The 23,002-nt window shown below is 38.4% G+C and carries 27 protein-coding genes; 5 read left to right on the forward strand and 22 right to left on the reverse strand.

Going from position 1 to position 23,002, the window contains the following annotated elements:
* Positions 1-75: 75 nt before the first annotated feature.
* Positions 76-492, forward strand: a complete 417-nt coding sequence (locus AC4QJR_RS18895) for an Hsp20/alpha crystallin family protein (RefSeq protein ID WP_496523864.1) — start codon at positions 76-78, stop codon at positions 490-492.
* A 49-nt stretch (positions 493-541) separates the two neighbouring features.
* On the opposite strand, the gene AC4QJR_RS18900 is transcribed toward AC4QJR_RS18895, so the two are convergent.
* Together AC4QJR_RS18900 and yoyC are read right to left on the reverse strand one after the other, a co-directional pair.
* On the reverse strand, positions 542-1,018 hold the full coding sequence (locus tag AC4QJR_RS18900; protein WP_496523865.1) for a FixH family protein: 477 nt from the start codon (positions 1,016-1,018) through the stop codon (positions 542-544).
* Positions 1,019-1,030: 12 nt separating this feature from the next.
* Positions 1,031-1,309, reverse strand: coding sequence for a protein YoyC (gene yoyC, locus AC4QJR_RS18905; RefSeq protein ID WP_496523866.1), 279 nt, complete (start codon positions 1,307-1,309; stop codon positions 1,031-1,033).
* A 100-nt stretch (positions 1,310-1,409) separates the two neighbouring features.
* Here yoyC and AC4QJR_RS18910 point away from each other — a divergent pair, with 100 nt between their 5' ends.
* Entirely contained in the window at positions 1,410-1,655 is a 246-nt protein-coding gene (locus tag AC4QJR_RS18910; protein ID WP_098575023.1) for a DNA alkylation repair protein, read from the forward strand.
* A gap of 61 nt (positions 1,656-1,716) precedes the next feature.
* On the opposite strand, the gene AC4QJR_RS18915 is transcribed toward AC4QJR_RS18910, so the two are convergent.
* The 6 genes from AC4QJR_RS18915 to deoD form a co-directional block, all read right to left on the reverse strand.
* The gene (locus AC4QJR_RS18915; protein ID WP_496523867.1) at positions 1,717-2,538 is read right to left on the reverse strand and encodes a hypothetical protein; all 822 of its coding nucleotides are present in this window, start codon (positions 2,536-2,538) and stop codon (positions 1,717-1,719) included.
* Between the two features lie 88 nt (positions 2,539-2,626).
* Positions 2,627-3,532 carry a CobW family GTP-binding protein gene (locus tag AC4QJR_RS18920; RefSeq protein ID WP_496523868.1) on the reverse strand — a complete coding sequence of 302 codons (906 nt, stop codon included), beginning with the start codon at positions 3,530-3,532 and terminating at the stop codon, positions 2,627-2,629.
* 76 nt (positions 3,533-3,608) lie between these two features.
* The gene (locus tag AC4QJR_RS18925) at positions 3,609-5,072 is read right to left on the reverse strand and encodes a lmo1851 family serine protease (RefSeq protein WP_496526710.1); all 1,464 of its coding nucleotides are present in this window, start codon (positions 5,070-5,072) and stop codon (positions 3,609-3,611) included.
* A 192-nt stretch (positions 5,073-5,264) separates the two neighbouring features.
* A complete protein-coding gene (copZ, locus tag AC4QJR_RS18930) occupies positions 5,265-5,471 on the reverse strand; it encodes a copper chaperone CopZ (protein ID WP_098575027.1) in 207 nt (68 codons plus the stop codon).
* A gap of 20 nt (positions 5,472-5,491) precedes the next feature.
* Complete coding sequence (locus AC4QJR_RS18935; RefSeq protein WP_496523869.1) at positions 5,492-7,681, reverse strand: heavy metal translocating P-type ATPase; 2,190 nt, start codon at positions 7,679-7,681, stop codon at positions 5,492-5,494.
* Between the two features lie 221 nt (positions 7,682-7,902).
* Positions 7,903-8,607 (reverse strand): purine-nucleoside phosphorylase, encoded by a 705-nt coding sequence (gene deoD / locus AC4QJR_RS18940; RefSeq protein ID WP_251456801.1) that lies wholly within the window; start codon positions 8,605-8,607, stop codon positions 7,903-7,905.
* 160 nt (positions 8,608-8,767) lie between these two features.
* Here deoD and yoyE point away from each other — a divergent pair, with 160 nt between their 5' ends.
* Entirely contained in the window at positions 8,768-8,896 is a 129-nt protein-coding gene (gene yoyE / locus AC4QJR_RS18945; RefSeq protein ID WP_098575029.1) for a protein YoyE, read from the forward strand.
* A gap of 61 nt (positions 8,897-8,957) precedes the next feature.
* On the opposite strand, the gene AC4QJR_RS18950 is transcribed toward yoyE, so the two are convergent.
* From AC4QJR_RS18950 to AC4QJR_RS18965, 4 genes are all read right to left on the reverse strand, one after another.
* Positions 8,958-9,269 (reverse strand): YodL domain-containing protein, encoded by a 312-nt coding sequence (locus AC4QJR_RS18950; RefSeq protein ID WP_180230155.1) that lies wholly within the window; start codon positions 9,267-9,269, stop codon positions 8,958-8,960.
* A 195-nt stretch (positions 9,270-9,464) separates the two neighbouring features.
* The gene (locus AC4QJR_RS18955) at positions 9,465-10,235 is read right to left on the reverse strand and encodes a sporulation protein (RefSeq protein ID WP_098575031.1); all 771 of its coding nucleotides are present in this window, start codon (positions 10,233-10,235) and stop codon (positions 9,465-9,467) included.
* Between the two features lie 11 nt (positions 10,236-10,246).
* On the reverse strand, positions 10,247-11,044 hold the full coding sequence (locus AC4QJR_RS18960) for a serine/threonine-protein kinase (protein ID WP_496523870.1): 798 nt from the start codon (positions 11,042-11,044) through the stop codon (positions 10,247-10,249).
* A gap of 359 nt (positions 11,045-11,403) precedes the next feature.
* Positions 11,404-11,577, reverse strand: a complete 174-nt coding sequence (locus AC4QJR_RS18965; RefSeq protein WP_098571979.1) for a YozD family protein — start codon at positions 11,575-11,577, stop codon at positions 11,404-11,406.
* A 197-nt stretch (positions 11,578-11,774) separates the two neighbouring features.
* On the opposite strand from AC4QJR_RS18965, the gene AC4QJR_RS18970 reads away from it, so the two are divergent.
* Complete coding sequence (locus AC4QJR_RS18970; RefSeq protein WP_180229994.1) at positions 11,775-11,942, forward strand: hypothetical protein; 168 nt, start codon at positions 11,775-11,777, stop codon at positions 11,940-11,942.
* Here the strand turns inward: AC4QJR_RS18970 and yodN are convergent, their stop codons facing one another.
* The 10 genes from yodN to AC4QJR_RS19020 form a co-directional block, all read right to left on the reverse strand.
* Positions 11,943-12,638: a germination protein YodN gene (yodN, locus tag AC4QJR_RS18975; RefSeq protein ID WP_098571982.1), complete on the reverse strand. Its 696-nt coding sequence runs from the start codon at positions 12,636-12,638 to the stop codon at positions 11,943-11,945.
* Positions 12,639-12,763: 125 nt separating this feature from the next.
* Positions 12,764-12,988, reverse strand: a complete 225-nt coding sequence (locus AC4QJR_RS18980) for a YozE family protein (protein ID WP_496526711.1) — start codon at positions 12,986-12,988, stop codon at positions 12,764-12,766.
* A 119-nt stretch (positions 12,989-13,107) separates the two neighbouring features.
* Entirely contained in the window at positions 13,108-13,392 is a 285-nt protein-coding gene (locus AC4QJR_RS18985) for a YokU family protein (protein ID WP_098571978.1), read from the reverse strand.
* 11 nt (positions 13,393-13,403) lie between these two features.
* Complete coding sequence (gene kamA, locus AC4QJR_RS18990; protein WP_496523871.1) at positions 13,404-14,843, reverse strand: lysine 2,3-aminomutase; 1,440 nt, start codon at positions 14,841-14,843, stop codon at positions 13,404-13,406.
* A gap of 124 nt (positions 14,844-14,967) precedes the next feature.
* Entirely contained in the window at positions 14,968-16,365 is a 1,398-nt protein-coding gene (locus AC4QJR_RS18995; protein ID WP_496523872.1) for a sigma-54 interaction domain-containing protein, read from the reverse strand.
* A gap of 63 nt (positions 16,366-16,428) precedes the next feature.
* Positions 16,429-17,283, reverse strand: a complete 855-nt coding sequence (ablB, locus tag AC4QJR_RS19000; protein WP_496523873.1) for a putative beta-lysine N-acetyltransferase — start codon at positions 17,281-17,283, stop codon at positions 16,429-16,431.
* A gap of 124 nt (positions 17,284-17,407) precedes the next feature.
* Positions 17,408-18,661, reverse strand: a complete 1,254-nt coding sequence (locus AC4QJR_RS19005; RefSeq protein WP_251457596.1) for a peptidase — start codon at positions 18,659-18,661, stop codon at positions 17,408-17,410.
* A 43-nt stretch (positions 18,662-18,704) separates the two neighbouring features.
* Positions 18,705-19,370: a 3-oxoacid CoA-transferase subunit B gene (locus AC4QJR_RS19010; RefSeq protein ID WP_496523874.1), complete on the reverse strand. Its 666-nt coding sequence runs from the start codon at positions 19,368-19,370 to the stop codon at positions 18,705-18,707.
* Positions 19,355-20,047 carry a CoA transferase subunit A gene (locus AC4QJR_RS19015; protein WP_496523875.1) on the reverse strand — a complete coding sequence of 231 codons (693 nt, stop codon included), beginning with the start codon at positions 20,045-20,047 and terminating at the stop codon, positions 19,355-19,357. The genes AC4QJR_RS19010 and AC4QJR_RS19015 overlap by 16 nt, the downstream gene beginning before the upstream one ends.
* A 23-nt stretch (positions 20,048-20,070) precedes the next feature.
* Positions 20,071-21,405 carry an aspartate aminotransferase family protein gene (locus AC4QJR_RS19020; RefSeq protein ID WP_496523876.1) on the reverse strand — a complete coding sequence of 445 codons (1,335 nt, stop codon included), beginning with the start codon at positions 21,403-21,405 and terminating at the stop codon, positions 20,071-20,073.
* 190 nt (positions 21,406-21,595) lie between these two features.
* Between AC4QJR_RS19020 and AC4QJR_RS19025 the strand changes: the two genes are divergently transcribed.
* Entirely contained in the window at positions 21,596-22,948 is a 1,353-nt protein-coding gene (locus AC4QJR_RS19025; RefSeq protein ID WP_496526712.1) for a TrkH family potassium uptake protein, read from the forward strand.
* Positions 22,949-23,002 lie beyond the last annotated feature (54 nt).

A 23,002-nucleotide genomic window follows, 5' to 3' on the forward strand; every position in this document is an offset into this window, starting at 1 on the left:
ACGGAAAGGATGAGATCATTGTTCCCGTGGAATATATTCCCTTTTGATAAAAATATAAAGGAAAAGATGGCAAAAATGAAACCGGAAGAAATTAATAATTATGTTCAGGATGTATTAGGGAAAATCATGCCTGGAAATATGAAAGCGGGAATAAATCCAGCAGAGATGTTCCAGGGATTCCAATCATCAGGATCCTCACCTTTATCTAATAGTGACGGATTAAATGCAGCTGCATTTGAGACTCATAATTATGTATACGTTAGAATTTCAATAAAACATGAAGATTGGATTAAGCAGCTTCGAATTTATCACACATCCAATCAACTCATTGTGGAGCATATTCCTCGTCATGAAGATAAACACACGATAACCCTACCAGCTATTGTAAAAAAGAAAGGGGCATCTGCTACCTTCAAGGATGGCGTACTTGAAGTTAAAATCCCTAAAAATATTGATTTGCAGTTTTCACAAATAGACGTTACAGAAATTTAACCAAGCAAAAGTATTCAATTTATTGGACAGCAAATCTGCTGTCCATCCTTTATTTACCATTATTTGATTCCTTCATATTATCCATATCCATATCCATGTTTTCCATTGAATTCTTTGCATTAGCATCCTCAGGTTCACTTGGGGTCCCGACAACAAATTCCTTTTTAGGCATGTTGTGCATATCTCTTGCAGTCACATGAGAGATGATATAATACGTCCCCTCTTGGTTGAAAGATTTTTCAAGGCGATAGATTCCATTTTTAGAATGTTTTATTTCTACTTTTTCATGGTTGTCATTCTTTGCTCGCCAAATCTCAAAGATAACTTCTGCATCCTCCACCTGATCTTTTCCCTGGGTAACTTTCGCTTCAAATGTGACCGGCTTGCCCAGTTCACCTGGATTGGGTTTGATCGACAAGTCTACATCAACCATTTGCGGCAGATTATCCTCTTGTTCTTTTTTATTACAGGAAACAACGATACTTAAACAAAGAACAATCACCAATAAAACGAAAAACTTTTTCAAGGTCTCTCTCTCCTATCTTATTTCTTCCATCACTTTATTATGAATTTTTATTAACTGTACCTTAGCTTCTGGTGAAACTGTTGAATTACTCACTCTATTAATGGCAGAAAAATATTTCTCAAATTTGTTCTTTCTTACTCTCGGATGTGAATTTTCATCGAGAAGCTCTTTTTTTATTGCTTCTAGCAATGTCTCCTTACTGCTTTGCCCCATCGTTTCAAGTAACCGATGATTCCAAATCAGCCGATATTGTTCTAATAAATAATCAAAGGATACCTTTTCAATAGGCAAAAACAATCCCCCCTTTTTGTCTTCCCTTGCATTGTTACATATTTACTTACTACATTGCAAAAAATAACTTTTAACAAGACCGAGAAAGGAGAATCCTAATATGTCGACACCTTATAAATGTCCAAATTGCAAGACCAATCGAAGCCGTTTTAATGTGATCCAACAAGTATCTCATTCTGTTAAACTTGACCCACAATCAGGGGAAGTTATCAAAGAGTATGCCGAAAACGATTTAGAGCCCTTTCATCTCCCTTACAATGGCCCAGACTATCGAATACAATGCGGTGCTTGTGGGTTAATAGAAGATGAACGAACATTTATCAAATTTGGAGAACAGCCATTATAGCATTATCATCAAACAAAAACATCCCTAATTGGTGTGTCCAATTTGAGGATGTTTTTGTTTTTTATTTAAATTTATTTTCCTTAAGAAAATCCTTTGAATCCACTTTCCATGCGTCAAGCGGTGAAAATCTAATTAGGTGAATGTCTCCCCTAAAAGTTTGTCTTCCTCTATTTTTAATATACCAGTCAATTTCCACTGGTACGTCCAAACTGATTTCTTCTGTTAAATCCTCTGCTGGCAATAGTTCGATTCGAGAAAGTCTAATATTTTCAACATCTTCTAAAATGGGTCGCCAATTAATTTTTTGTAGTGAGGCTAGCGATGTAATTTGGCTGTCCTGCTGCTTAAATCCGGCTACATAGGCATTTATGACTTCATATGGATTCGCAGAACCTAAATACTGATTTAATTTTCCTGAAGCTTTCAATACCATAAGCATATGCGATAAGTCCATTGAGTTCGTACGATGTGTGGTACTGCCATAGAAATGAATACAAAAGTGTCCTGGAAAGTTATTCTGAAGTGCACCTGCGCCATGGGGCATCCCATGCATGGAACCTGCAATCCACTGGTCCTTATGAATAACAATAATGGCCCTGCGTTTCCAGCTCCATTTGCCCCCGTATATTTTTTTCATGATCTTCGTATCCTTGGAAGTTAAGGGTTGTACGTCCGCATGGTGGCTCCCCGCCCGTCTTTGCACTTTAAACTTTTTACCCGTTTCTACATCCAAAACAGTAAATTTTGTGTATTTAGGAAGAATTTGATCAACTTCCTTCCAATTCAACATCTCAATTTTATAACTAATGTTTGATGCAGCTTTAACCTCTTGACCATTTAGGAGGATATGAATAAAAACAAAAAAAATAACTACCCTCTTCATCGCATCCTCCTTTAAATTAATAAACTTTGCCACATTAAAAGAGTTACCTGAAGAGGAAATAATCATTCATTCAATCCCGGTATTTTTGTCATTTCTCAAGATTTTCTAATTGTGTTTTAATTCCGTTCCAATCATTATTTTCACCGATAAAGACAAGGTTTAATGGCATATTCATATCCTGTTTCATATATAAGGGCATGCCGTAAGAAAATTGAAATAAAAAAGGGAGCTTTGAAAAATCAAACTTAAGATAGCCTTTAATACGGTAAATCGTATCCGGCAGCTTTTTCAAAAAATCCTCAAATTCTGTTTGGCTGATTGCTGATTCAAATTGGTAAACAAAGGTCGTTAAATTAAGATGGACAGGTTGTGTTACCTTATCAACTGACACGGAAAGTTTTCGCAACTGGTCGCTAGAAACCTGAGAAAAATTAGTCAGAAGGCATCTTGCATTTGGATTTATCGACTGAATTTCAAAAGTGATCTTTGCTTGCTCACTCTCTGTTAATTCATTCAACTTGTTAACAAGAATATAGTCCGCATGTCTCACCTGCTCTAGAATCAATTGCTGAAGTTGTGGACTTAATAATTTTCGAACTAACCACCTTGTCCCATCAACGGTGGTGATAATCCCCTTTATGATTAATTTATCTGCAAATAAGGGAGAAAGAATCGCATCTAAAACCTCCACAGGGTGTGCAGCTCCGGTTGTTTCGATATAGATTACTTCTGGTTCTTCCTCTACCAATAGACCTTGTAATTGGGCTTCAAGCTTATCCTGAATGGAACAGCAAATACAACCGCCCAGGAGTTCTTTTAATGTAACATCTTCCTCATCGACTATATCAGAATCAATGGAGACCTTGCCTAATTCATTCATCATGACAGCCGTTTTTCTTCCTGTTCGCTGTTCATCCTCTAATAATTGTTTGAGAAGGCTGGTTTTCCCGCTCCCTAAAAAACCGGATAAAATATAAACCTCAGCTTTTTTCATTGTCAAAACCCTTCCATTCATTGATGGTTACTTAAAAAAATGGACCCAACTTCTAGGGAAGTCGGGTCGCTATTGTTTATTTCATCGTTCCCTTTAATACTTTTATCGCCTCTTGCATTTGTGTATCATTATTTTTAATTTTGTCTCTTAATAATTCCATTAATTTTAAGGTAGAATCGCCTTTTAGAATTCCATTAGCCGGTAGCTTTTGAGCCTTTTGGAAAGCAGTGACGGCAACTTTTGTCTTTTTATCAAAGAACCCGTCTGTCCGGCCAGGGTTATATCCAACTGCTTTTAACATTTTCTGTGCAGTCTGTACTTCTGTTCCCGAACTAGATTGTTTTAATTCTTTATCCGGATTTATGATTGTTAAGGTTGCATAATCAGGCAAGGCAACTGCCACATCAGGATTAATCCCCTTTTTATGGATCCAATTACCGTTAGGTGTTAACCATTTTGCGGTTGTAAATTTAAGATTTGAACCATCCTTAAAGTCGGAAGCCGTTTGCACAGTTCCCTTCCCAAAAGACTTTTCTCCAACTAGTTTTACACCTGCTGATTCTTTTACAGCTCCGGCAAGGATTTCTGATGCACTAGCACTGCCTTTATCAATCAAGACAACTAAAGGAAGATTTGGATTCCCTTCATTTTGCGACGGATACTCTTTGATCTTTCCATTACGATCTTCTACTTTTAAAATAAGTTTTCCTTTTGGAACGAACATACTGGAAATCGAGATGGCTTGGTCTAAAAGACCTCCTGGGTTTTGACGTAAGTCTAATACGAGTCCCTTCATTCCTTTACCATTCAATTCATTGAGCTTTTCTACAAGTTCCTTTGCCGTATTACTTGAAAAACTGGTAATTTGAACCTTTGCAATACCATCGCCAGCCATTTCACCATAAACCGTTTCAATCGGAATCTCATCTCTAATAATTGGGACTGTCATTGGTGTATCTGTTCCAGGCCGTTGAATGGATAACACTACCTTCGTACCTTTTTTGCCACGAATCAAGGTTACTGCTTGAGTTGAATTCATGCCTTGGAGGCTTTTTCCATTCACGGACATAATCATATCATTAGGTTTTAAACCAGCTTTTTCCGCTGGAGAGCCTTTAATTGGAGATACAATAACAATATGCCCGTCTTTTTCCTGAATTTCGGCCCCTATACCTTCAAACGAAGAAGAAATACTGCCATGAAAGCTTTCAGCCTCTTCATTGCTCATATAATCAGAATAGGGATCATCGAGTGACTCCACCATTCCGTTGATTGCTCCATTAATAGCCTTTTTTTGATCGATTTCTTTGTAATAACCAGTCTTTAATGTATCAAATGCTTCATAAAGTTTATTAAATTCTGGTCGTTCCGTTCCTACAGTGACTACCTTTTCATCCCCAAACGCAAGTGCAAATGTTGTAATCCCCGCAGAAAGGAACACTACCATAAACAATAGCATGATAAAATGAAATTTCTTTAATCGTATGTATCCTGTCTTGTTTTCGTTTGTCTGCTCTTGTTCGATATTGGTATTTTCCACTTTTTCTTGTCCAATTTTCTCATCTTCCAAAGCCTTCACCACTTTCATTCACCATAAAAATTAACTCTTAGTGATTAGAATAACATCTTTTACAGAAAATTAACAAAGAAAAGTTAATGAAATTAATAATATTCGCAGGAATCCGATATTCACAATAAACGGCACCTACCAAATAGTAGGTGCCGTTCGTATCTATTCTACATCATAGCCTTGGTCTTCGACGGCTTCTTTTAGCTTTGTGACTGGGGCTTTACTTGAATCATGATCTACCTCAACCTTTCCATCCTTTAGTGAAACATTTACCTTGCTTACCCCTTCAACACCTAGAAGTGCTGTTTTGACAGCCTTTTCACAATGTCCGCAAGTCATTCCTGTAACTTGTAATGTTGTTTTCTCCATAACGATTACCTCACTTATTTTTATATATTCATTCTCTTCAATCGAAGGGAATTAGAAACTACTGAAACTGAACTAAATGCCATGGCTGCACCAGCAACCCATGGGGCTAACAATCCTAAAGCTGCTATCGGTATTCCCCCTGTATTGTATACAAGAGCCCAGAACAGATTTTGACGAATATTTTGCATTGTTTTTTTACTTAAAGCCATCGCTTTTGGAATTAAGGTTAATTCACCGCCAAGAATCGTGATATCTGCTGCTTCAATGGCCACATCTGTCCCAGTACCAATTGCTATTCCGATATCAGCAACTGCAAGAGCTGGGGCATCATTAATGCCATCACCGACCATCGCCACTTTAAGACCTTTTGACTGTAATTCTTTCACATGATTAGCCTTTTCCTCTGGCAGTACTTCTGCAATGACATTTGCGATTCCAACTTGATGTGCAATTGCCTTGGCGGTCCGCTCATTATCACCTGTTAACATAAACACATCAATCCCTAAATGCAGTAATTGCTGCACGGCTATTTTAGCCGTTTCTTTCACTGTATCAGCTACTGCAACCACACCGACCATAGTTGAATTTATAGCAATAAACATAGCTGTTTTTCCTTCGTTTTCTAAACGAGACAAATCTTTTTCTCCCGCTTGGCTGGCAATATTTTTCAGATTCATTAACTTTCGGGTGCCAACGAATATTTCATCATCACCAATTTTCGCTTCAATTCCATACCCTGGTACAGCCTTAAACCGTTTAACAGGAAGAGTACTTGATCTTTTTTCCATCCCGTATCTTACTATTGCTTCTGCTAATGGATGTTCAGAAGACTTCTCAGCGGATACAAGATATTGGAGAATCTTTTTCTCCTCCTGATATGCAATAAAATCAGTGACAATGGGTTGTCCTTTTGTAATGGTGCCTGTTTTATCGAGAATGATTGCATTAATCTTGTGAGCAGTTTCTAAATGTTCTCCGCCTTTAAAGAGAATACCCATTTCTGCTCCTTTCCCTGTCCCGACCATTATTGATGTCGGCGTTGCCAGGCCGAGTGCACATGGACATGCAATCACGAGAACAGCTATGGCTGTTTCAAGGGCGGAAGAAAATTCACCAGGGCGGACAAGGAAATACCAGATCAAAAAAGTAATCAACGAAATAGCTACAACAATGGGGACAAAATATCCCGATATAGTATCAGCGACACGTTGAATTGGCGCTTTGCTGCCTTGTGCTTCCTCGACAATTTTAATTATTCCAGCAAGTGCAGTATCTTTACCTACTTTCACTGCTTTTATTGTCAAGGTACCATTTTTATTGATGGTCGAACCTATTACTGTATCACCAACAGCTTTTTCAACCGGAATCGATTCACCGGTTATCATGGACTCATCAACAGATGACTGACCTAAAGTTACTTCACCGTCAACGGGAATTTTTTCACCTGGCTTCACTAATAAAAGATCGGAAACCTTCACCTCGTCTATAGGGATTTGCCACTGCTTTCCATCTCTAATTACTGTAGCCTCCTTTGCTTGGAGACTTAGTAATTTAGAGATAGCAAGCGTAGTCTTCCCCTTTGCAATCGTTTCAAATAACTTTCCCAAAAGAATTAAAGTAATCAGCACGGCGCTAGTTTCAAAATAAAGATGCGGCATATAGGCCTGGTTTCCAATTGTTTTCACTCCTTCAGCAAGGCTGTAAAAATAGGCTGCAGAAGTTCCCAAGGTAACAAGGACATCCATATTAGCACTTTTATTTTTTAATGCTTTAAAAGCACCTACATAAAATTGACCGCCAATATAAAATTGCACAGGAGTAGCCAAAAGCAATTGAAACCATGGATTCATCAAAAGGTGTGGCATTACCAATCCTAGATCCAATGGAATATGCGCAAGCATCGTATATAAAAGTGGAATGGACAAAATAACCGATAGTAGAAACTTTCGTTTTTTCCCCTGTAATTCCTCTTCTTTATATTGCTGTTTTTGTTCTGCTTCATCAAATCGTGCACCGTAGCCAAGTTTTTCTATTTTAGCAATAATATCATTACTCGAAACTTGTTCAGTATCAAAAGAAATAGCCGCTGTCTCCATGGCCAAATTGACATTTGCTTGTACACCATCCATTTTATTTAGAACCTTTTCTATTCTGCTCGAACAGGCCGCACATGTCATTCCAGTAATATCTAATTTGAGCTGCTCTTTCATTTTAATCACCTCTAATACTTATACTATACCCCCGGAGTGTATATTTCGTCAAAGGAATAATTTCAAAATCATATTATTTTAAATTTAAGCCTAATTAAAACGCCTTTCGATGATATTTATCACAGTGAAGTTTGTTTTTATTAATTCTCCATTTTATTGGTGAGTTCCTGTTATCTAAATAAATTTAAAGCCTCATCCTATATGGAAGAGGCTTGTGGAGATTATTCCTTTATAGCTGCTTCTAATGCTACTTCAATCATATCGTTAAAGGTTAGTTGTCTTTCTTCAGATGTGGTTTCTTCCCCTGTTAGGATGTGATCACTAACAGTTAGAACGGATAGTGCTTTGCGGTCAAATTTAGCAGCTAATGTATATAGTGCTGTTGTCTCCATTTCAATCGCGAGAATTTGATACTTAGCCCACTTTTCCAACTCTGCATTATCATTGTAGAACGAATCTGCTGTAAAAATATTTCCTACTTTCAAGTTAAGCCCTTTTGCCACCCCAGCATCATATGCCTTTCGAAGTAAATCGAAGTTTGCTGCAGGGGCAAAATCGACATGACCAAAGGTAAGTCGATTCATATTAGAATCTGTAGAGCTTGTCATCGCAAGTATGACATCACGAACCTTTACATCTTTTTGAATAGCTCCACATGTTCCCACTCGAATAAGATTTTGGACATTATAGCTTTGCATTAGTTCATTTATATAAATAGAAATAGATGGAACGCCCATCCCAGTCCCTTGAACCGAAATTCGCTTCCCTTTATAGGTCCCCGTAAAACCAAACATATTCCGAACTTCATTGTAACATTTCGCATCTTCTAAGAATGTTTCTGCAATATATTTTGCCCGAAGCGGATCTCCCGGCAGTAATACTGTCTCTGCTATTTCGTTTTCTTTTGCACCAATATGTACACTCATTAAAAATCCTCCAATCAAGAACTACGCACAGTATTTAATGGTTAAAACTGTATCAATGACAATATATCATAAACATTTTCCAATGAGAAACTCTGCAATGAAATAGACATGAATTTTTTAATTTGTGGAAAGCTATTTTTAGATAGGAGGGAGATTATTCATGGGTAAAAAACATCGAAGCCGCATTAATTCACCAAAGAAAAATAACCACATCCCTGCTGAGGCTATCGTAGCTGAACACGAAGCACATGCAAAAGAGCACAATGCAACAGGCGGACGAAAACATTAAGAGAACCAACCGTTTAGCTGCAGAAAATAAACCTAAGGAGTTGACCTTAGGTTTTTTAGAGTTATAGGAGAACGATTCTGTTTATAGGAAACCATCCACCAGGTTTTAATTGATAATAATGCTGGCCGCCACGGCCTTCATCAATTAATACAATATCTCCAGTGGAAAGAAATCTTCCCTTATAGTTTGCAGGAATTCTATCGGTAACATTAAAGCGGCTGAAGGTTTCCTCTAAGCACTTTTTGCGGCTGGATGCTGGAACCATCGTTCGATAAACCTCTTTATGCCCCTTATGTTCACGATACCTTGGAGTTTGAAAGATCGTAACATCATATTGCATTCTAGCTCTTTTTGTTAAAACTTTGATCATCATAATCCTCCAATTATTAGAATTTAATGTCTATTCTAATAATTAGCGATGCCACCTTTTGATTCCTCCCTAGAACTCCCATTTTTTTGTCGAAAAACACTTTTTTTATCCAGACAGGATGATTCTTGTGATAAATTATCGAATAAAGATGGAACGTTATAAAAAAATAGGACCATACTGGCCCTATTTCCATTGGTTTTATGAATATCGTTGAATTAAACTTTGAATTTTTTGTTGTAAATATGGGATATCTGCATTTGATACTGAGAGGCGCACATTGGTCTCATCTGTCCCTAAAGCTTCCGAGAACAACCCTGATAATCCTCTTGCCCGCCTATCTACTTGAAACATAATATCGAGGTTACCATTCCCTGACGGAAAGAAAACAACTTCTAATTCATCTAGTTTGCCTCGAAATGCTCCTGAAGTTGGGACGAATTCAAATTCTTGAACAAATGGTAACCTTCCACGTAATCTCCGCGGTGCTTCTTCACAATCTGCCTCACGAATTCTAAAGCCTAACTGATCAATGGCAGTAAACACAGCAGACATCAATGGATTGGGGACAACTTTGAGATAATCTTTATCACTTGGGTCAACACCGCCTTTAATATCAAGGCCTGTTGTTACCCAAACTTTTGATCTTCCAATGGAAAGTGGTGTATCAAACGGAAGTTGAAATGAAAAAGGAATGTCTTTTTTCTCATTCGGACGAATAACAAAAGGAGTAGTCAATCTAAACTTGTCAATTGCGGCTGTAACCGTATATTTTTTGTCATCCGATTCTCTTAAATAAGTGGTATTTAAGGTTAGATAAATCTCATCCACTTGCTGCTCCACCTTGCCGCCTTTAATCTCAACTACACCATTAACTGTCTCTCCTGGCATATAGGTATCTTTTTCAAGCTTTGTGTCTACAGCTGCAGACCCAATTCCTACACTGGCAAATACTTTGTTAAAAAAAGACATCTTTCTTCCTCCTAGATTAAGTATAAATTTATTATTTCAGCTCTTATTTCAGCACAGTTCTCATATGCAGGTTCGATTTGCAAGAGCCTTCTAATTATGTGTTTCGCTTGGTTCGAGATTTTCAGTTCCTCTTCCCAGCTTTTTTCATGTATGTTTTTTGAAAAAGTAAAATTAGAATACAGCAAAAACAATAGGAAATGTCCAAGTCCATAGAAATCCGCTTGGAGATTTATTTCTTTACGCAAATGATTTTCCTTCGTTTTTACTACGTCATTTTCCTGATGGAAATGTCTACCCAACCCTAAATCGATCAGCCTTACGTTTGAACCATCGGTAATGACATTGGGAATGCGAATGTCACGATGGACTATTTTAAGGTTGTGCAAATATTCTAGTGGTGTAAGTAATTCATGGACAATTTGAAAGGCTTCTTTTTCTGAAATTTTCCTTCCTTCTGAAAAAATGAGCTGCTCGAAATTCATGCCCGCAATAAATTCCATGGTGTAAAAGGGAATGTTTTTATAGTTCCCCCCCTCAAAATACCTTGGAAAACTTGGATGATCAATCGAATCTAACAGTTCTTTTTCTAATTCAAAACTTCTTCGCCCAGATCGGATCAATCTTTTATGAAGACGTAAGGCTTTTAGAACCTTTTTCTGCCCACTTTCCAAATCATACACTAAATAACTATGACCATAACCACCTGCTCCAAGATGGGTAATCACCTGGTATCGCTCAGCGATTAGTTCATTTTTTGGAAAGGGTTTTTCCAATAAATTTGATATGAGTAAAGCGATTTTCTTCATCATAAATTACACCCGATTACATTTAGCTGCTAAAAAAACTACTACTTTTATATTTCTTTTTATAATAATGGTGTCCTAAGTTGTTGTGCTTATAGTGATTCCTTTTCTTCCAGGCATCACTTGAGGAACTATACTTGTGATGTGACTTGCTTCCAAAAATCATTTTAAGGATTTTTTTTAACATCTCATTCCCCTCCTCACCTTCGTAAATAATTATACGTATCCATAAAGTAAAGGTTTCATGATCTGGAAATATTATTTAAATAAGTCTCACGGATAGTTCTACACACAACAAAAAGCGAGCATTGAATGCTCGTCTTTCGTATTAATCTATAATAAAGGAAAACTTCTTTTCCTCTTTTTTATTCATCATCTTCTTCTTCGTCGATAATACTCTTCTCAATTAGATACTCGAAGGTGATGTCTGCAATTTCTTCTAGCTCTTCTTCGCTAGGAACGTATCCCCTTTTTACAAGCTCATGAAAGAAAAATTCGGCAATCTCTTCGGTATCAATAAAAACTTCAATTTCTCTCATAGCATCGCCCCCCTTTTTAGAGAATGTATGATGTACTTGGCTTTTTCATGCTAGATACTTTAGGAGCAAACGGAATATCCATTGGTTGTGAACAAATTTCTAAAATAAACTTGGAAAATTTAGCTGGGGATGATGTCTTTTTTTGATTGGACAAGCATAGGATGAATGAAAAGAATTTTTCCAAGGGGTGGATTTGAATGTCAAATTTACAATTAAAATTAGAGGCATGGATTAATGATGTGAATCGGGAGAATAGTTTCACTCTCCAATTAATGGAAAAGTTTTTAGATGGAATGTTTTCCCTCATTAAATGGGCAGGTATCCCGTTTGTTGTTTATTTACTTTTTGAAATTTCAAAGTGGTAATTATACATGGCTTTTGCCATCGTTACTGACGAGACTTTCTAATTTTCTGATAATGACACGCATGACTTGATAATATTCCTGATCCTGAAACATTTCATATAAAATTCGGTAATCATTAAATATGTCCAATAAATTGTCAATTAGTTCCTTCTTTTCTTTTTTTCTTTCAATTTCTTCAAATTCTGCTTTTCTGATCATGTTCTGGACTTTAGGATTTTCGACTACCTTTTCTTGCTTATTCACTAAGTATAGGAGACCTAGTTTTTGAATGAATGTATCAGCATTTTCAGCATCGGCTACAAGTGTTAATTCTTCTTCACCTGCTTCAAGCCATTCACCATCACTAATCCGTGATAACTCATAAATGACATCTTCCCAGGCATCTTCCTTATAGCGCCAAATTTCTGTTCGGAAGCCTACGACTTTAAACAAGTCTGCGCCATAACCGCTTACTTGAACTAGATCACCGAAGAAAAAATTATATTCGATGTCAATTTGTTCTTTCTCCATCACAACGCCTTCAAATTCTGAAAGTAACTGTAAGGCGGATTCAATGAATAATCCGTCACTTTTATTTACTTCATATACATACTTCCCATCTAGCCACTTTACATCTGTCACCTTGCCAACTGTTCCATATATGGTAATCACGACCGTATCACCGATCTTAAACTTCGGTTTTTTTCTATTTGCCATTTCCTCCCATCCTCTCAATAATAAGTCGTGAGTTTTGATTACAATAGTATATGCACCGTTTACATAAAAGCGCATGGCATTTGTAAAATGAAAAAATCGCCCCATCAAGAGACGATTCTAATTTCCTATTCTTTTCGTTCAGTTAACAAATATTGCTGCCATGCCTCATCAAAAACAGACATGGATTCTAAATAATGACCGTTCAGCTCCAAATAAGAGCTGATTTCATCGTAGTCCTCCGAGACTTTAGGAAAACTATGATCTAAATACGCATGATTCGCAAATAAACTAATGTCATCCTTTGGAGATGGATGCCTATATTTCATTAAAAAATGGTAAAAGGATTTGATCATTTCGAAACGCCTTTCTCATCCAGATTTCTTAGAAATACTATAACGGATTCAATGATAGGCGTCCAGCGTTTTGGAATGAAATAGTTTAAAAGTAATTAGCGAGTGGAGCTGCTTCGTTATGATGAAAAATCAAAATAATTTTTCTTTAGTAATCTCGGAATCGCCATTAATTCTTCAAAGCTGACCACTTTTCCAAGCTGCTTACAATCAATTAAATACAACTGATTTTCAATTTCTTTTACAATTGGTTCACTTTGATAAACCATCTTACAGTCAGGGCAGGAATGGGTAGGGGTTTCTGATATTTCAATTGCCCGTGTCCCATCAGGTAATTCCCAAAACACAGAATCTGTTAACCTCACCACATTTGAGCTATTACACCACTCACATTCAATTTTCATTTACACCCCTCCTAATCCTTCATTGTTTCAGGTGATTTTCCTTTATTGGCTGGTTTCTGACCTTCCATTTCTTTCTGCGTCAATGCCTTAAATTTCTTATCCTTTAATTCATCCCGTTTGCTGCGTTTATCCTTTAATGTGGTGTGGGCAGGGTCTTGGTTATAATCTTTGCGTCGATTTAGCCGTGTTAACCCTTCAGGAACAAGGTTAAAATGCTGGTCATTCATAATACCTGCGATTCCTGTAAGCGAACGCTTCTCTTCCATATCCGGATAAACCTCTTGAAAATATTCTTCCGCCCTTCCCGGGACATAATTCTCCGGTTCAGGGTAGGAGGTTATCACCCCTTCAAAATTCCGGAGAATCACCTTTTCCGGACTTTGAGAGATTAGGTAATTTGGCTGAAGGGCAATTTTACCTCCGCCGCCAGGTGCGTCGACAACAAAAGTTGGAACTGCATAGCCAGAAGTATGGCCGCGGAGACCTTCAATAATCTCCAGTCCTTTGGAGACAGGTGCACGGAAATGTCCTATCCCCTCTGATAAATCACATTGATAAATGTAATACGGGCGGACGCGGATTTTGACAAGGTCATGCATCAGTTTCTTCATAATAGGTACACTGTCATTTATTCCTGCTAGGATAACAGACTGATTCCCAACCGGAACTCCGGCATTTGCCAGCATTTCACAAGCTCTTTTAGAATCCTCTGTAATTTCAATCGAAGTATTAAAATGGGTATTGAGCCAAATTGGATGATATTTCTTTAAAATATTACAAAGGTTTTCGGTAATTCTCTGTGGGAACACAACAGGGGCTCGTGTTCCGATTCGGATTATTTCAATATGATCGATTTCTCGCAGGTTTTTAAGGATGTATTCCAAGATATTATCATTTATCAGCAGGCCATCCCCCCCTGAAATCAAAACGTCACGAACTTGCGGGGTTTTTCTAATATAGGAAATGGCCGCATCCAGCTGCTTCTTAGGAACACCCATGCCAATTTGACCTGAAAAACGTCTCCTTGTACAGTAACGGCAATACATCGAACATTGATTGGTTACCAAGAAAAGAACCCGGTCCGGATAACGGTGTGTTAATCCTGGGACTGGTGAATCTTCATCCTCATATAATGGGTCTTCCAAATCATATTTGGTTTTGTAAATTTCCTTTGAAATCGGGACTGATTGCATCCTGATTGGACAGCGCGGATCGTCTGGATTCATTAAGGAGGCATAATATGGTGTAATATTTAAGGGAATGGTTTTCGTTGAAATTCTTACGCCTTCTTCTTCATCAGGCGTTAAATTGATTACCTTTTTCAAATCATCTAACGTTCGAATCGTATTTGTTAGCTGCCAAAGCCAATCGTTCCACTGCTCCTCGGTCACATCTTTCCACAACTCTATATCTTTCCAATGCCTGCTTGGTTTATATAAAAATTGTTTCATTGTCAGTTCCTCCCATCTTGCTTCACTAAAATAATATGCAAGATTTATACCAATGTCATAAAAAGGCTTAGAACTCACTTTAGTTGTTTTTGGCCAAAAAAAAATACGCCGAAAAATCGGCGGCTTAGTCTATTATTTTTTTCAATTTATATTGTAAGGTTTGTCTAGGAATCTCTAAGAGCTTTGCAGCCTGATTAATATTTCCTTCAGATAATTCAAGGGCGTTCATGATCAAATCCCTCTCTAATCTTTCGAGATTTTTCCTTAATGATAGATTTTCTTGTTCACCGCTGTCATTTGTGGCTGTGCCAGTAAGATGTTTTAATAAACTCGGTAAATCTTCATAACGCAACTGCTCTCCTGCTTCACAAACATTCATCATATATTCAATTGTGTGTTTTAATTCCCGTACATTCCCTGGCCAGTGATAATTCGTCAGGAAGAGCCCTAGCTTCTTCTCATATCCATTAATATTTTTGTGGAGTTTTTGGTTAAATTCTTTAATAAAATAGGCTGTTAAAAAAAGAATATCTTCTTTTCGCTCCCTTAAAGGGGGAAGAGAAAAGGTAAAGACATTTAGGCGGTAATAAAGGTCAGCTCTTAGTGTTTGCTCTTGGAGGGCCTTACTTGGGGATACATTCATGGCGGCAATCACACGGACATTCACCAAAATACTTTGTGAACTTCCGACCCTCCTTACCATCCCATCCTCTAAAACCCGTAAGAGCTTCGCCTGGATCTCGATCGGCATCGTATGTAGTTCATCCAGGAATAACGTACCACCATCTGCTAGTTCAAATAGTCCTTTGCGATCTATGGCACCGGTATAACTTCCTTTTGCTGTGCCAAAAAGGATACTTTCTAATAGTGTTTCAGGGATGGCAGCACAGTTTTGGGCAATAAACGGGGCATTGGACCGATGGGATTCATGATGCATGCCTTGCACAAATAATTCTTTCCCTGTACCCGACTCACCATAGACAAGAATAGGAGCATCTGATTTTGCCAGTTTCTTTGCCCCATCTTTCATCCTTTGAAACCCTGGATTTACCGTCAATAGATCATTTAAAGTATAAGTAACTTGTTTCAACGCCTTCTTTCTACTACTTTTATTTAATCCTTTTTGTAAATCTAATAGTCGCTCCGCGAGCAGTTTCATCCGCGAATAATCTTTCGCGATTTCAACCGCACCAATAATTTCATTTCCGAGAAAGATCGGCAAGGTGGTGTTCATGGTATCAATCCTTGTCCCATGCAAGTTCATATAGACCTGTGTTTGATTATAAATGGGCTTTCCCGTTTTAATTACTTTTAGCAAGGTACTCGAATCTTCAGTTAGAGAAGGAAATGCGTCAAGTAAATACTTTCCCTGGACCTCCTTCACATCCATGCCATCGTGAGTGGCCGCAACTTCATTGTAAAAAATGGTTTTCCCCTCTGTATTAACTACATGAATCCCTTCATCGATACATTTTAGAATCGCGGTTAAAACTTCTTGCGTTAAAGTGGTTAATAAAACCATACCTTCACCACCCTTCATTTTCTACTTTATGGTGCCGAAAAATTGGCACAGCAGGCCGAAATTTTAGCAGTTTGCCAGATTTTTTACCCACATATTCATATTTTCCAACTTATCATAGATATAACAATTGTTCATAAACCTTCCCCGGTAGGAATAGCCTAGCTGAAATAAGACAGCATTCATCCCAAAGGATAATGACCTTGCAATGGAATAAGCACAATAAATTCCATTTTTCTGTAATTCTCCTTCTAGTTCCTGGAGAATAATTTTCATCAACCCGTATTTTCGATGTTCCGTCAATGTAGCACAATCCGTTAATTCTGCGTTTTTATAAAGAGAATTAACCTCTGCAGAAGCTGCACTAACAATTTTTCCTAAATGGAAGAAAGTGTAATAAATCGTTCCTTCCTTCATTGTCTTTTTAATATATTCGGGATCATGTAATGGAGTTGGATAAATTTGAAAAACCTGACTGTATAGTGCTGCAAGTTCCTCGGCGCAACTATCATCAGCCTTTCTTAATTCATAATCTTTCGGAGGGTATGCCTTTTGAACGGTGGAGTCTAATTGATAAATACTATGAATCATTCCATCCTCAATCACCCAATGATCATTTTTTTTACGGTCCAGGGTGTAAAACTTTGAGAAAAAATGGGCATCCGAGCCAAGAAAATAACGGTCTACCACGGCTTCTGGCTGAAGACCTTTTTCCAAGAAAGTGAAGTAATCTTCACGACGGACTTTAACAATTAATTTTTCAGCTTTGTATTTGAGAACGAGTTCTTCGACCTTCTCTATCAACAATTTTGTATTGCCGCGGTAATCATCTACACGGATACGTTTATTAAATGGATCAAGATAAATCTCAAGGAAATAATGGTCCTCTTCTAGAAAAATAGTGGATGCTGTTTGATTCATCGAGTTCACCTCATTTCGATTATTTTTCCAGCATTCTGAAGAAATGTCTGGCCCTAAAAAAGCCAGACATTTCTATATCAATTATATCAATTTTATGGGAATAAAATAGGAAAAAATCTGCTCCTTATTCAGCTGCCTCACACCATTTTAAAAGGGTTAACGCGATAATCTCACTAGCAATAAACATATCTTCGAGGATAATGTGCTCATTGGCATCGTGCGCGGTTTCTGTTATTCCTGGTCCGAATACCACAACGGGAGTATTACCAATCGTGGAAAGAATACCGCCATCTGTTCCCCATGGGCTTGCCTCGATGATCGGGCTATCCCCCTTAACTTCTATAAAACTCTTCGTCAATTCTGCCATCAAAGGATGATCATTTTCGAGACTTCCCGGCAGCCATCTTCCGCCAAACCATTCTAATTTCAGTGGATTCTCAAGGAGCCACTCGTCATGTTTACCTAATTCACTCAAGCACTTTTCCATCTCCAGCTGTGCAGATTGAATCGTTTCCTCCGGAGATACGCCCATCCTGCCTTCGATCACTGCGGTGTCAGGCACCGAAGAAGGCCATTCGCCACTTGAAAGCTTTCCGATATTAATGGGTATTGGAATGGGGATTTTGTCAAAGAGTGGATCGGTCATTCTTGCATTTCTATCTTTCTCTAATTGTTGTAATCTTTGAATGACTAAGAGCGCTTTTTCAATCGCGCTGATTCCTTTGTACCTCGTACCCCCGTGTGCTGCCCTTCCTTTGACAGATATTCTAAACCACATGGATCCTTGTTGTTTCGGGAATATTCTCAAATTGGTCGGTTCAGGAATTATGGCCCCATCCGCATGATAACCTCTTAATACAGCTGCAAGGGTACCAGCTCCGCCGCTTTCTTCTTCTATCACACTTTGAAAAATTACATCACCTTTCAGTTTAATTCCATTCGCAATTATTGACTCCATCGCCATTAATAACGCTGCGTTGCCGCCCTTCATATCTGTCGCGCCTCTGCCATACAGCTTGCCACACTCAATTGTCCCACTGAACGGGTCATGGTTCCAACTTGATTCATCCCCAACTGGGACCACATCAATATGGCCATTTAAAATCATCGACTTCCCGCCGCCAGTCCCTTTTAACACTGCCACCAGATTTGGATTTCCTTCGAAACTCTTTCGATCACAGCAATAAGCTGGGTGGGATGTCAACTCATTACCGCCGATTTCCCAAATATCAAGGGTTAAGCCTAACTGTCTGCATTTTTCAATGATAATTGCTTGTGTACTACTTTCGTTTCCCCGAGTGCTATTTTCTCGCACCATTATTTGTAACAATCGCGCTCCACGAGCTCGATTCTCTTTAATCCACTGTTTGATTCGCATTTCATTATTGTTCAAACGATTCACTCCTTCAGAACGCTTCTGCTTAATATGGAATCATACGAACAGTTTCCCGTATTTTGAATTCGCATCCAGTTTTAGTGACAACCGTTTCTAAACTGTATGGGGCAAATAATTCTGTTAATAGCAAACCCTCTTCCGTTACCCTGAAAACAGCTAATTCAGTTATAATTAAGTCCACACAGGCGGATGAAGTTAACGGTAATGTGCAAGAAGAAACAATTTTGGGATTCCCTTGTTTGTCACAGTGATTCATAACCACAATGACTTTTTTCGCTTTTTGCGCAAGTTCCATGGCTCCGCCCATTCCTGGAACTTTTTTCCCGGGGACAATCCAATTAGCAAGGTCTCCTCTATTACTTACCTGCAGCGATCCTAAAATGGTTAAATCCACTCTGCCCCGGCGAATCATACCGAACGAAATCGCACTGTCACAATAAGACCCGCCCTGAGTCAAAGTAACTGGAAATCCTCCTGCATTACATAAGTTTTCATCTTCTTTACCCTTACTTGGGCTAGGACCCATCCCGGTAATACCGTTTTCCGCATGGAACATCACTTTTGTCTCACTTGAAAGATGATTCGGAACAAGCGATGGAATACCAATTCCTAAGTTGACAACCATACCGGTATGAATTTCCTCTGCGGCTCTTTTCGCCATTTGATTTCGAACATCTACTCCCATGCCCATTTCCAATTGACCCCCTTCGACAAAATCACATAATCCACGAACACTCCAGGGGTAATAATGGCGTCGGGGGAAAGAGTGCCTAAAGGAACAATTTCTTCTACTTCCGCAATTGTGATATCCCCTGCCATGGCAACGAGTGGATTAGTATTGCGGGCACTTTTGTCATAAATTAGATTCCCATACTCGTCGGCTTTTTTCGCATAAACAATGGACACCTCCGCAGTTAGGGCAGTTTCAAGCAAATACCTCCTATCTGCTAAAGAAATATAGGGTTTGTCTTTCACAACCAATTCATTGTCCAAACCGACATCAGAAAGAATCGCAGGCAGTCCGACACCACCGGCACGGATTCTTTCAGCTAATATTCCCTGTGGAGAAAATTCCACCTCTAGTTTTCCATCATGCATCAACTGTCCTGCAAACGGATTGGAACCGATATGAGATGCGATAACTTTCGATGCTCTTTGTTGGCTCACTAATTTTCCAATGCCAATATGCGGGAATCCTGTATCGTTCCCTATTAATGTAAGATCACGAACTCCTTTTTCAAGAATGCCATCAATTATGTCAGGAGGTGAGCCGACCCCTCCAAACCCCCCAAACATTAATGTCATTCCATCATGGAAATATTCCATGACTGCCTCTAATGAAGTTACCTTTCCAAATGGATTTTCCATTCCAGTTCCCCCCCTTTCTTCACTCATTCTGTTGACTTTAAGAAGTCCCTAAATGTTTCTTTTAGTAATTTGACCAGATCATCCATCTCTTTTTGTGTGATGGTTAATGGTGGAGAAATAATGATTGAGTCACCATTTATTCCATCCATTCCTGCACCAGCTGGATAGACAATCAGCCCTTTTTCCTTGGCCACTTCAACCATTCTTTGTGTTACATGCGCGCTTCTAGGGAATGGGGTTTTGGTTGCAGAATTCTGAACAAACTCGATTCCTAGCAATAATCCTTTGCCGCGGACATCACCAATAAATGAGTAGTGTTGCTTTAAATTTTCAAGTTGGCCCCGTAAATAATTCCCCTTATTTTCAACCTCCTGAATGATATTGTTTTCCTCTAAATATTGAAGGACCGCAAAAGCAGCCGCACATGCCTGCGGATTTGCACTCAAGGTATGACCACTCATTACGGCTTTTGTACCAGCCAATATCGGTTCGATAACTTTGTCACTAGCAATAGCGGCGGCAATCGGCGCATACCCCGCACCCATCCCTTTTCCTAAGGCGACAATATCAGGGATGATTCCCCATTGTTCACATGCCAGCATGGTACCTGTTCTGCCACACCCTGTCATGACTTCATCTGCAATAAAAAGGATGTCATTCTCCTCACAAATTTGCTTTAAAATTTTGTAATAGCCAGGGGGTGGGGATATGGCTCCTCCTGCAGCACCAATCACTGGTTCAGCGATAAAAGCCGCAATTTGATCAGCGCCGATTCGCTTAATTGCCGTTTCTAGCTCATGGGCACATAGGTAATTACAATTTGTTGGATCGAGGTTAAATGGGCAACGGTAGCAATAAGGGGGATGAATAACTGGGAAATCCTCTAAAAGTGGAACAAATCTTGCTCTCCTTCCTGTATGCCCTGACATGGATAGTGCTCCAAGGGTTATCCCGTGGTAGCTCACCCATCTTGAAAGCACCTTTGATTTCGTTTGCACCCCCTTTTCCTGCCAATACTGAATCGCCATTTTCATCGCCGTTTCAGTAGCCTCAGAACCACTGTTCACAAAGAAGCACCAATTCAAATCACCAGGAAGCATATCTGCCATCTTTTCAGCTAAATTTTCAGCTGTCTTACTTGTAAATTGGGAACGATACACAAATGAAACCTTTTTCGCTTGTTCATTCATTGCCTCGATGATTTCTGGAACACCATGACCAATATTCGCTGTTACGGCACCGGAAGCAGCGTCTAAGTACTTTTTTCCATCTGTATCAAATAAATAAATTCCTTGGCCATAGTCAATGACGGGATATTTGTCATCGAGCATTGGTTTTATGAGAAAAGTTCGATCCAAAGGGATTCACTTCCTTTATAAGTTAAGCCGTCCTTATAGAAATTGTATGAATGGTTGATATGTTTCTTTCGTGTTATTTACAAAGAAAAGCAGAAACCAAGTCTGTTAAATAAAAGGATTCTTTTACATTTCATATTGATTCATATAGAATTACTTTTAGAATACAGAAGGAATGAATCCGATGAGCGCAATCAAAAAAATAAAGTTAAAAACAAAAGAGATTTCAACGGTACAATTAATCGTTATTTTTTATTTATCTGCTTTAGTCATTTCAACACTATTATTAAAAATCCCGATGGCCCACCGCGAGGATGTTAAACTCAGCTTTATTGATGCCATGTTTACCTCGGCTAGTGCTATAAGTGTTACCGGGTTAAGTGTGATTTCCATTAAAGATACTTTTAGCAACTTTGGAATTTTCCTCCTATGCTTAATTCTCCAATTGGGTGGATTAGGGGTCATGTCTTTAAGTACATTCCTTTGGATTATGCTTGGCAAAAAGGTAGGCTTAAAAGAACGTCAATTGATTATGATTGATCAAAATCAATCGAAACTCTCTGGACTGGTCCAATTGGCAAAACGAATATTAATTATTTTTATCTCGTTTGAATTTGTGGGTGGAATCATTTTAGGGATTCGTTTTTTGAATTATTACGACGGAATATTATCTGCATTTAAACATGGATTTTTCGCATCCATCAGCGCCACGACCAATGCGGGATTTGATTTGACAGATGAGTCACTCAGTCCATTTAGCGGGGATTATTATGTACAGTCGGTTATTATTGTATTGATGATTGTGGGAGCGATTGGCTTTCCAGTGATGGTAGAGGTTTATGAATTCTTAATAAACCTTAATAGGAGGAAGAAATTTCATTTTACTTTATATACAAAGTTAACAACCATAACATTTGTCCTTCTTACCGTAATTGGAGCTATAGTTATATATTTTTTTGATAGTCAACACTTTTTTACAGATAAAAGTTGGCATCAATCCTTTTTCTACTCGTTATTTAATTCGGTGACTACCAAAAGTGCGGGCTTAGCAACCATGAATATTAATGACTTAACACCGAGCAACCAACTGTTCTTGTCCATTTTAATGTTTATTGGAGGCTCTCCTAGTAGTGCAAGCGGCGGAATCCGAACGACTACGTTTGCTATTATCATTTTAGCCATTGTATTTTATGCTCAAGGAAAAAGTTCAATCAAGATCTTTAGACGTGAATTGTTAAGTGAGGATGTTCTGAAATCCTTTATTGTCATCACGACAGGTGCGCTATTATGTTTATTTTCTATTTTAGTATTATCGATTACTGAAAACGGCACTGTTCTTGAGGTTATCTTCGAGGTTTCATCTGCTTTCGGGACGAATGGGTTATCGCTAGGGTTAACACCTCGTTTGTCTACATTTGGCCAAATTCTAATTATTATCCTTATGTTTATTGGGAGAGTCGGAATTGTTACTTGTTTACTTATTTTAAGAGGCAAAGGAAGTAAGGAAAAGATCAAATATCCGAAGGAAAAAGTAACGATTGGATAATATAAAAAATTGCAAAGGATTGAAAATGGCTGACTCGTTTTGAGTCAGCCTTTA

It is taken from the genome of Neobacillus sp. BP17, assembly GCF_059579525.1.

Excerpts from the sequence above, each read along its gene's own strand:
- AC4QJR_RS18895 (WP_496523864.1), top strand. The coding sequence starts at position 76 with ATGAAACCGGAAGAAATTAATAATTATGTTCAGGATGTATTAGGGAAA.
- AC4QJR_RS18910 (WP_098575023.1), top strand. The coding sequence starts at position 1,410 with ATGTCGACACCTTATAAATGTCCAAATTGCAAGACCAATCGAAGCCGT.
- AC4QJR_RS18915 (WP_496523867.1), bottom strand. The coding sequence starts at position 2,538 with ATGAAGAGGGTAGTTATTTTTTTTGTTTTTATTCATATCCTCCTAAAT.
- AC4QJR_RS18920 (WP_496523868.1), bottom strand. The coding sequence starts at position 3,532 with ATGAAAAAAGCTGAGGTTTATATTTTATCCGGTTTTTTAGGGAGCGGG.
- copZ (WP_098575027.1), bottom strand. The coding sequence starts at position 5,471 with ATGGAGAAAACAACATTACAAGTTACAGGAATGACTTGCGGACATTGT.
- AC4QJR_RS18935 (WP_496523869.1), bottom strand. The coding sequence starts at position 7,681 with ATGAAAGAGCAGCTCAAATTAGATATTACTGGAATGACATGTGCGGCC.
- deoD (WP_251456801.1), bottom strand. The coding sequence starts at position 8,607 with ATGAGTGTACATATTGGTGCAAAAGAAAACGAAATAGCAGAGACAGTA.
- yoyE (WP_098575029.1), top strand. The coding sequence starts at position 8,768 with ATGGGTAAAAAACATCGAAGCCGCATTAATTCACCAAAGAAAAATAAC.
- AC4QJR_RS18950 (WP_180230155.1), bottom strand. The coding sequence starts at position 9,269 with ATGATGATCAAAGTTTTAACAAAAAGAGCTAGAATGCAATATGATGTT.
- AC4QJR_RS18955 (WP_098575031.1), bottom strand. The coding sequence starts at position 10,235 with ATGTCTTTTTTTAACAAAGTATTTGCCAGTGTAGGAATTGGGTCTGCA.
- AC4QJR_RS18960 (WP_496523870.1), bottom strand. The coding sequence starts at position 11,044 with ATGATGAAGAAAATCGCTTTACTCATATCAAATTTATTGGAAAAACCC.
- AC4QJR_RS18965 (WP_098571979.1), bottom strand. The coding sequence starts at position 11,577 with ATGAGAGAAATTGAAGTTTTTATTGATACCGAAGAGATTGCCGAATTT.
- AC4QJR_RS18970 (WP_180229994.1), top strand. The coding sequence starts at position 11,775 with ATGTCAAATTTACAATTAAAATTAGAGGCATGGATTAATGATGTGAAT.
- yodN (WP_098571982.1), bottom strand. The coding sequence starts at position 12,638 with ATGGCAAATAGAAAAAAACCGAAGTTTAAGATCGGTGATACGGTCGTG.
- AC4QJR_RS18985 (WP_098571978.1), bottom strand. The coding sequence starts at position 13,392 with ATGAAAATTGAATGTGAGTGGTGTAATAGCTCAAATGTGGTGAGGTTA.
- kamA (WP_496523871.1), bottom strand. The coding sequence starts at position 14,843 with ATGAAACAATTTTTATATAAACCAAGCAGGCATTGGAAAGATATAGAG.
- AC4QJR_RS18995 (WP_496523872.1), bottom strand. The coding sequence starts at position 16,365 with ATGGTTTTATTAACCACTTTAACGCAAGAAGTTTTAACCGCGATTCTA.
- ablB (WP_496523873.1), bottom strand. The coding sequence starts at position 17,283 with ATGAATCAAACAGCATCCACTATTTTTCTAGAAGAGGACCATTATTTC.
- AC4QJR_RS19005 (WP_251457596.1), bottom strand. The coding sequence starts at position 18,661 with ATGCGAATCAAACAGTGGATTAAAGAGAATCGAGCTCGTGGAGCGCGA.
- AC4QJR_RS19010 (WP_496523874.1), bottom strand. The coding sequence starts at position 19,370 with ATGGGCATGGGAGTAGATGTTCGAAATCAAATGGCGAAAAGAGCCGCA.
- AC4QJR_RS19015 (WP_496523875.1), bottom strand. The coding sequence starts at position 20,047 with ATGGAAAATCCATTTGGAAAGGTAACTTCATTAGAGGCAGTCATGGAA.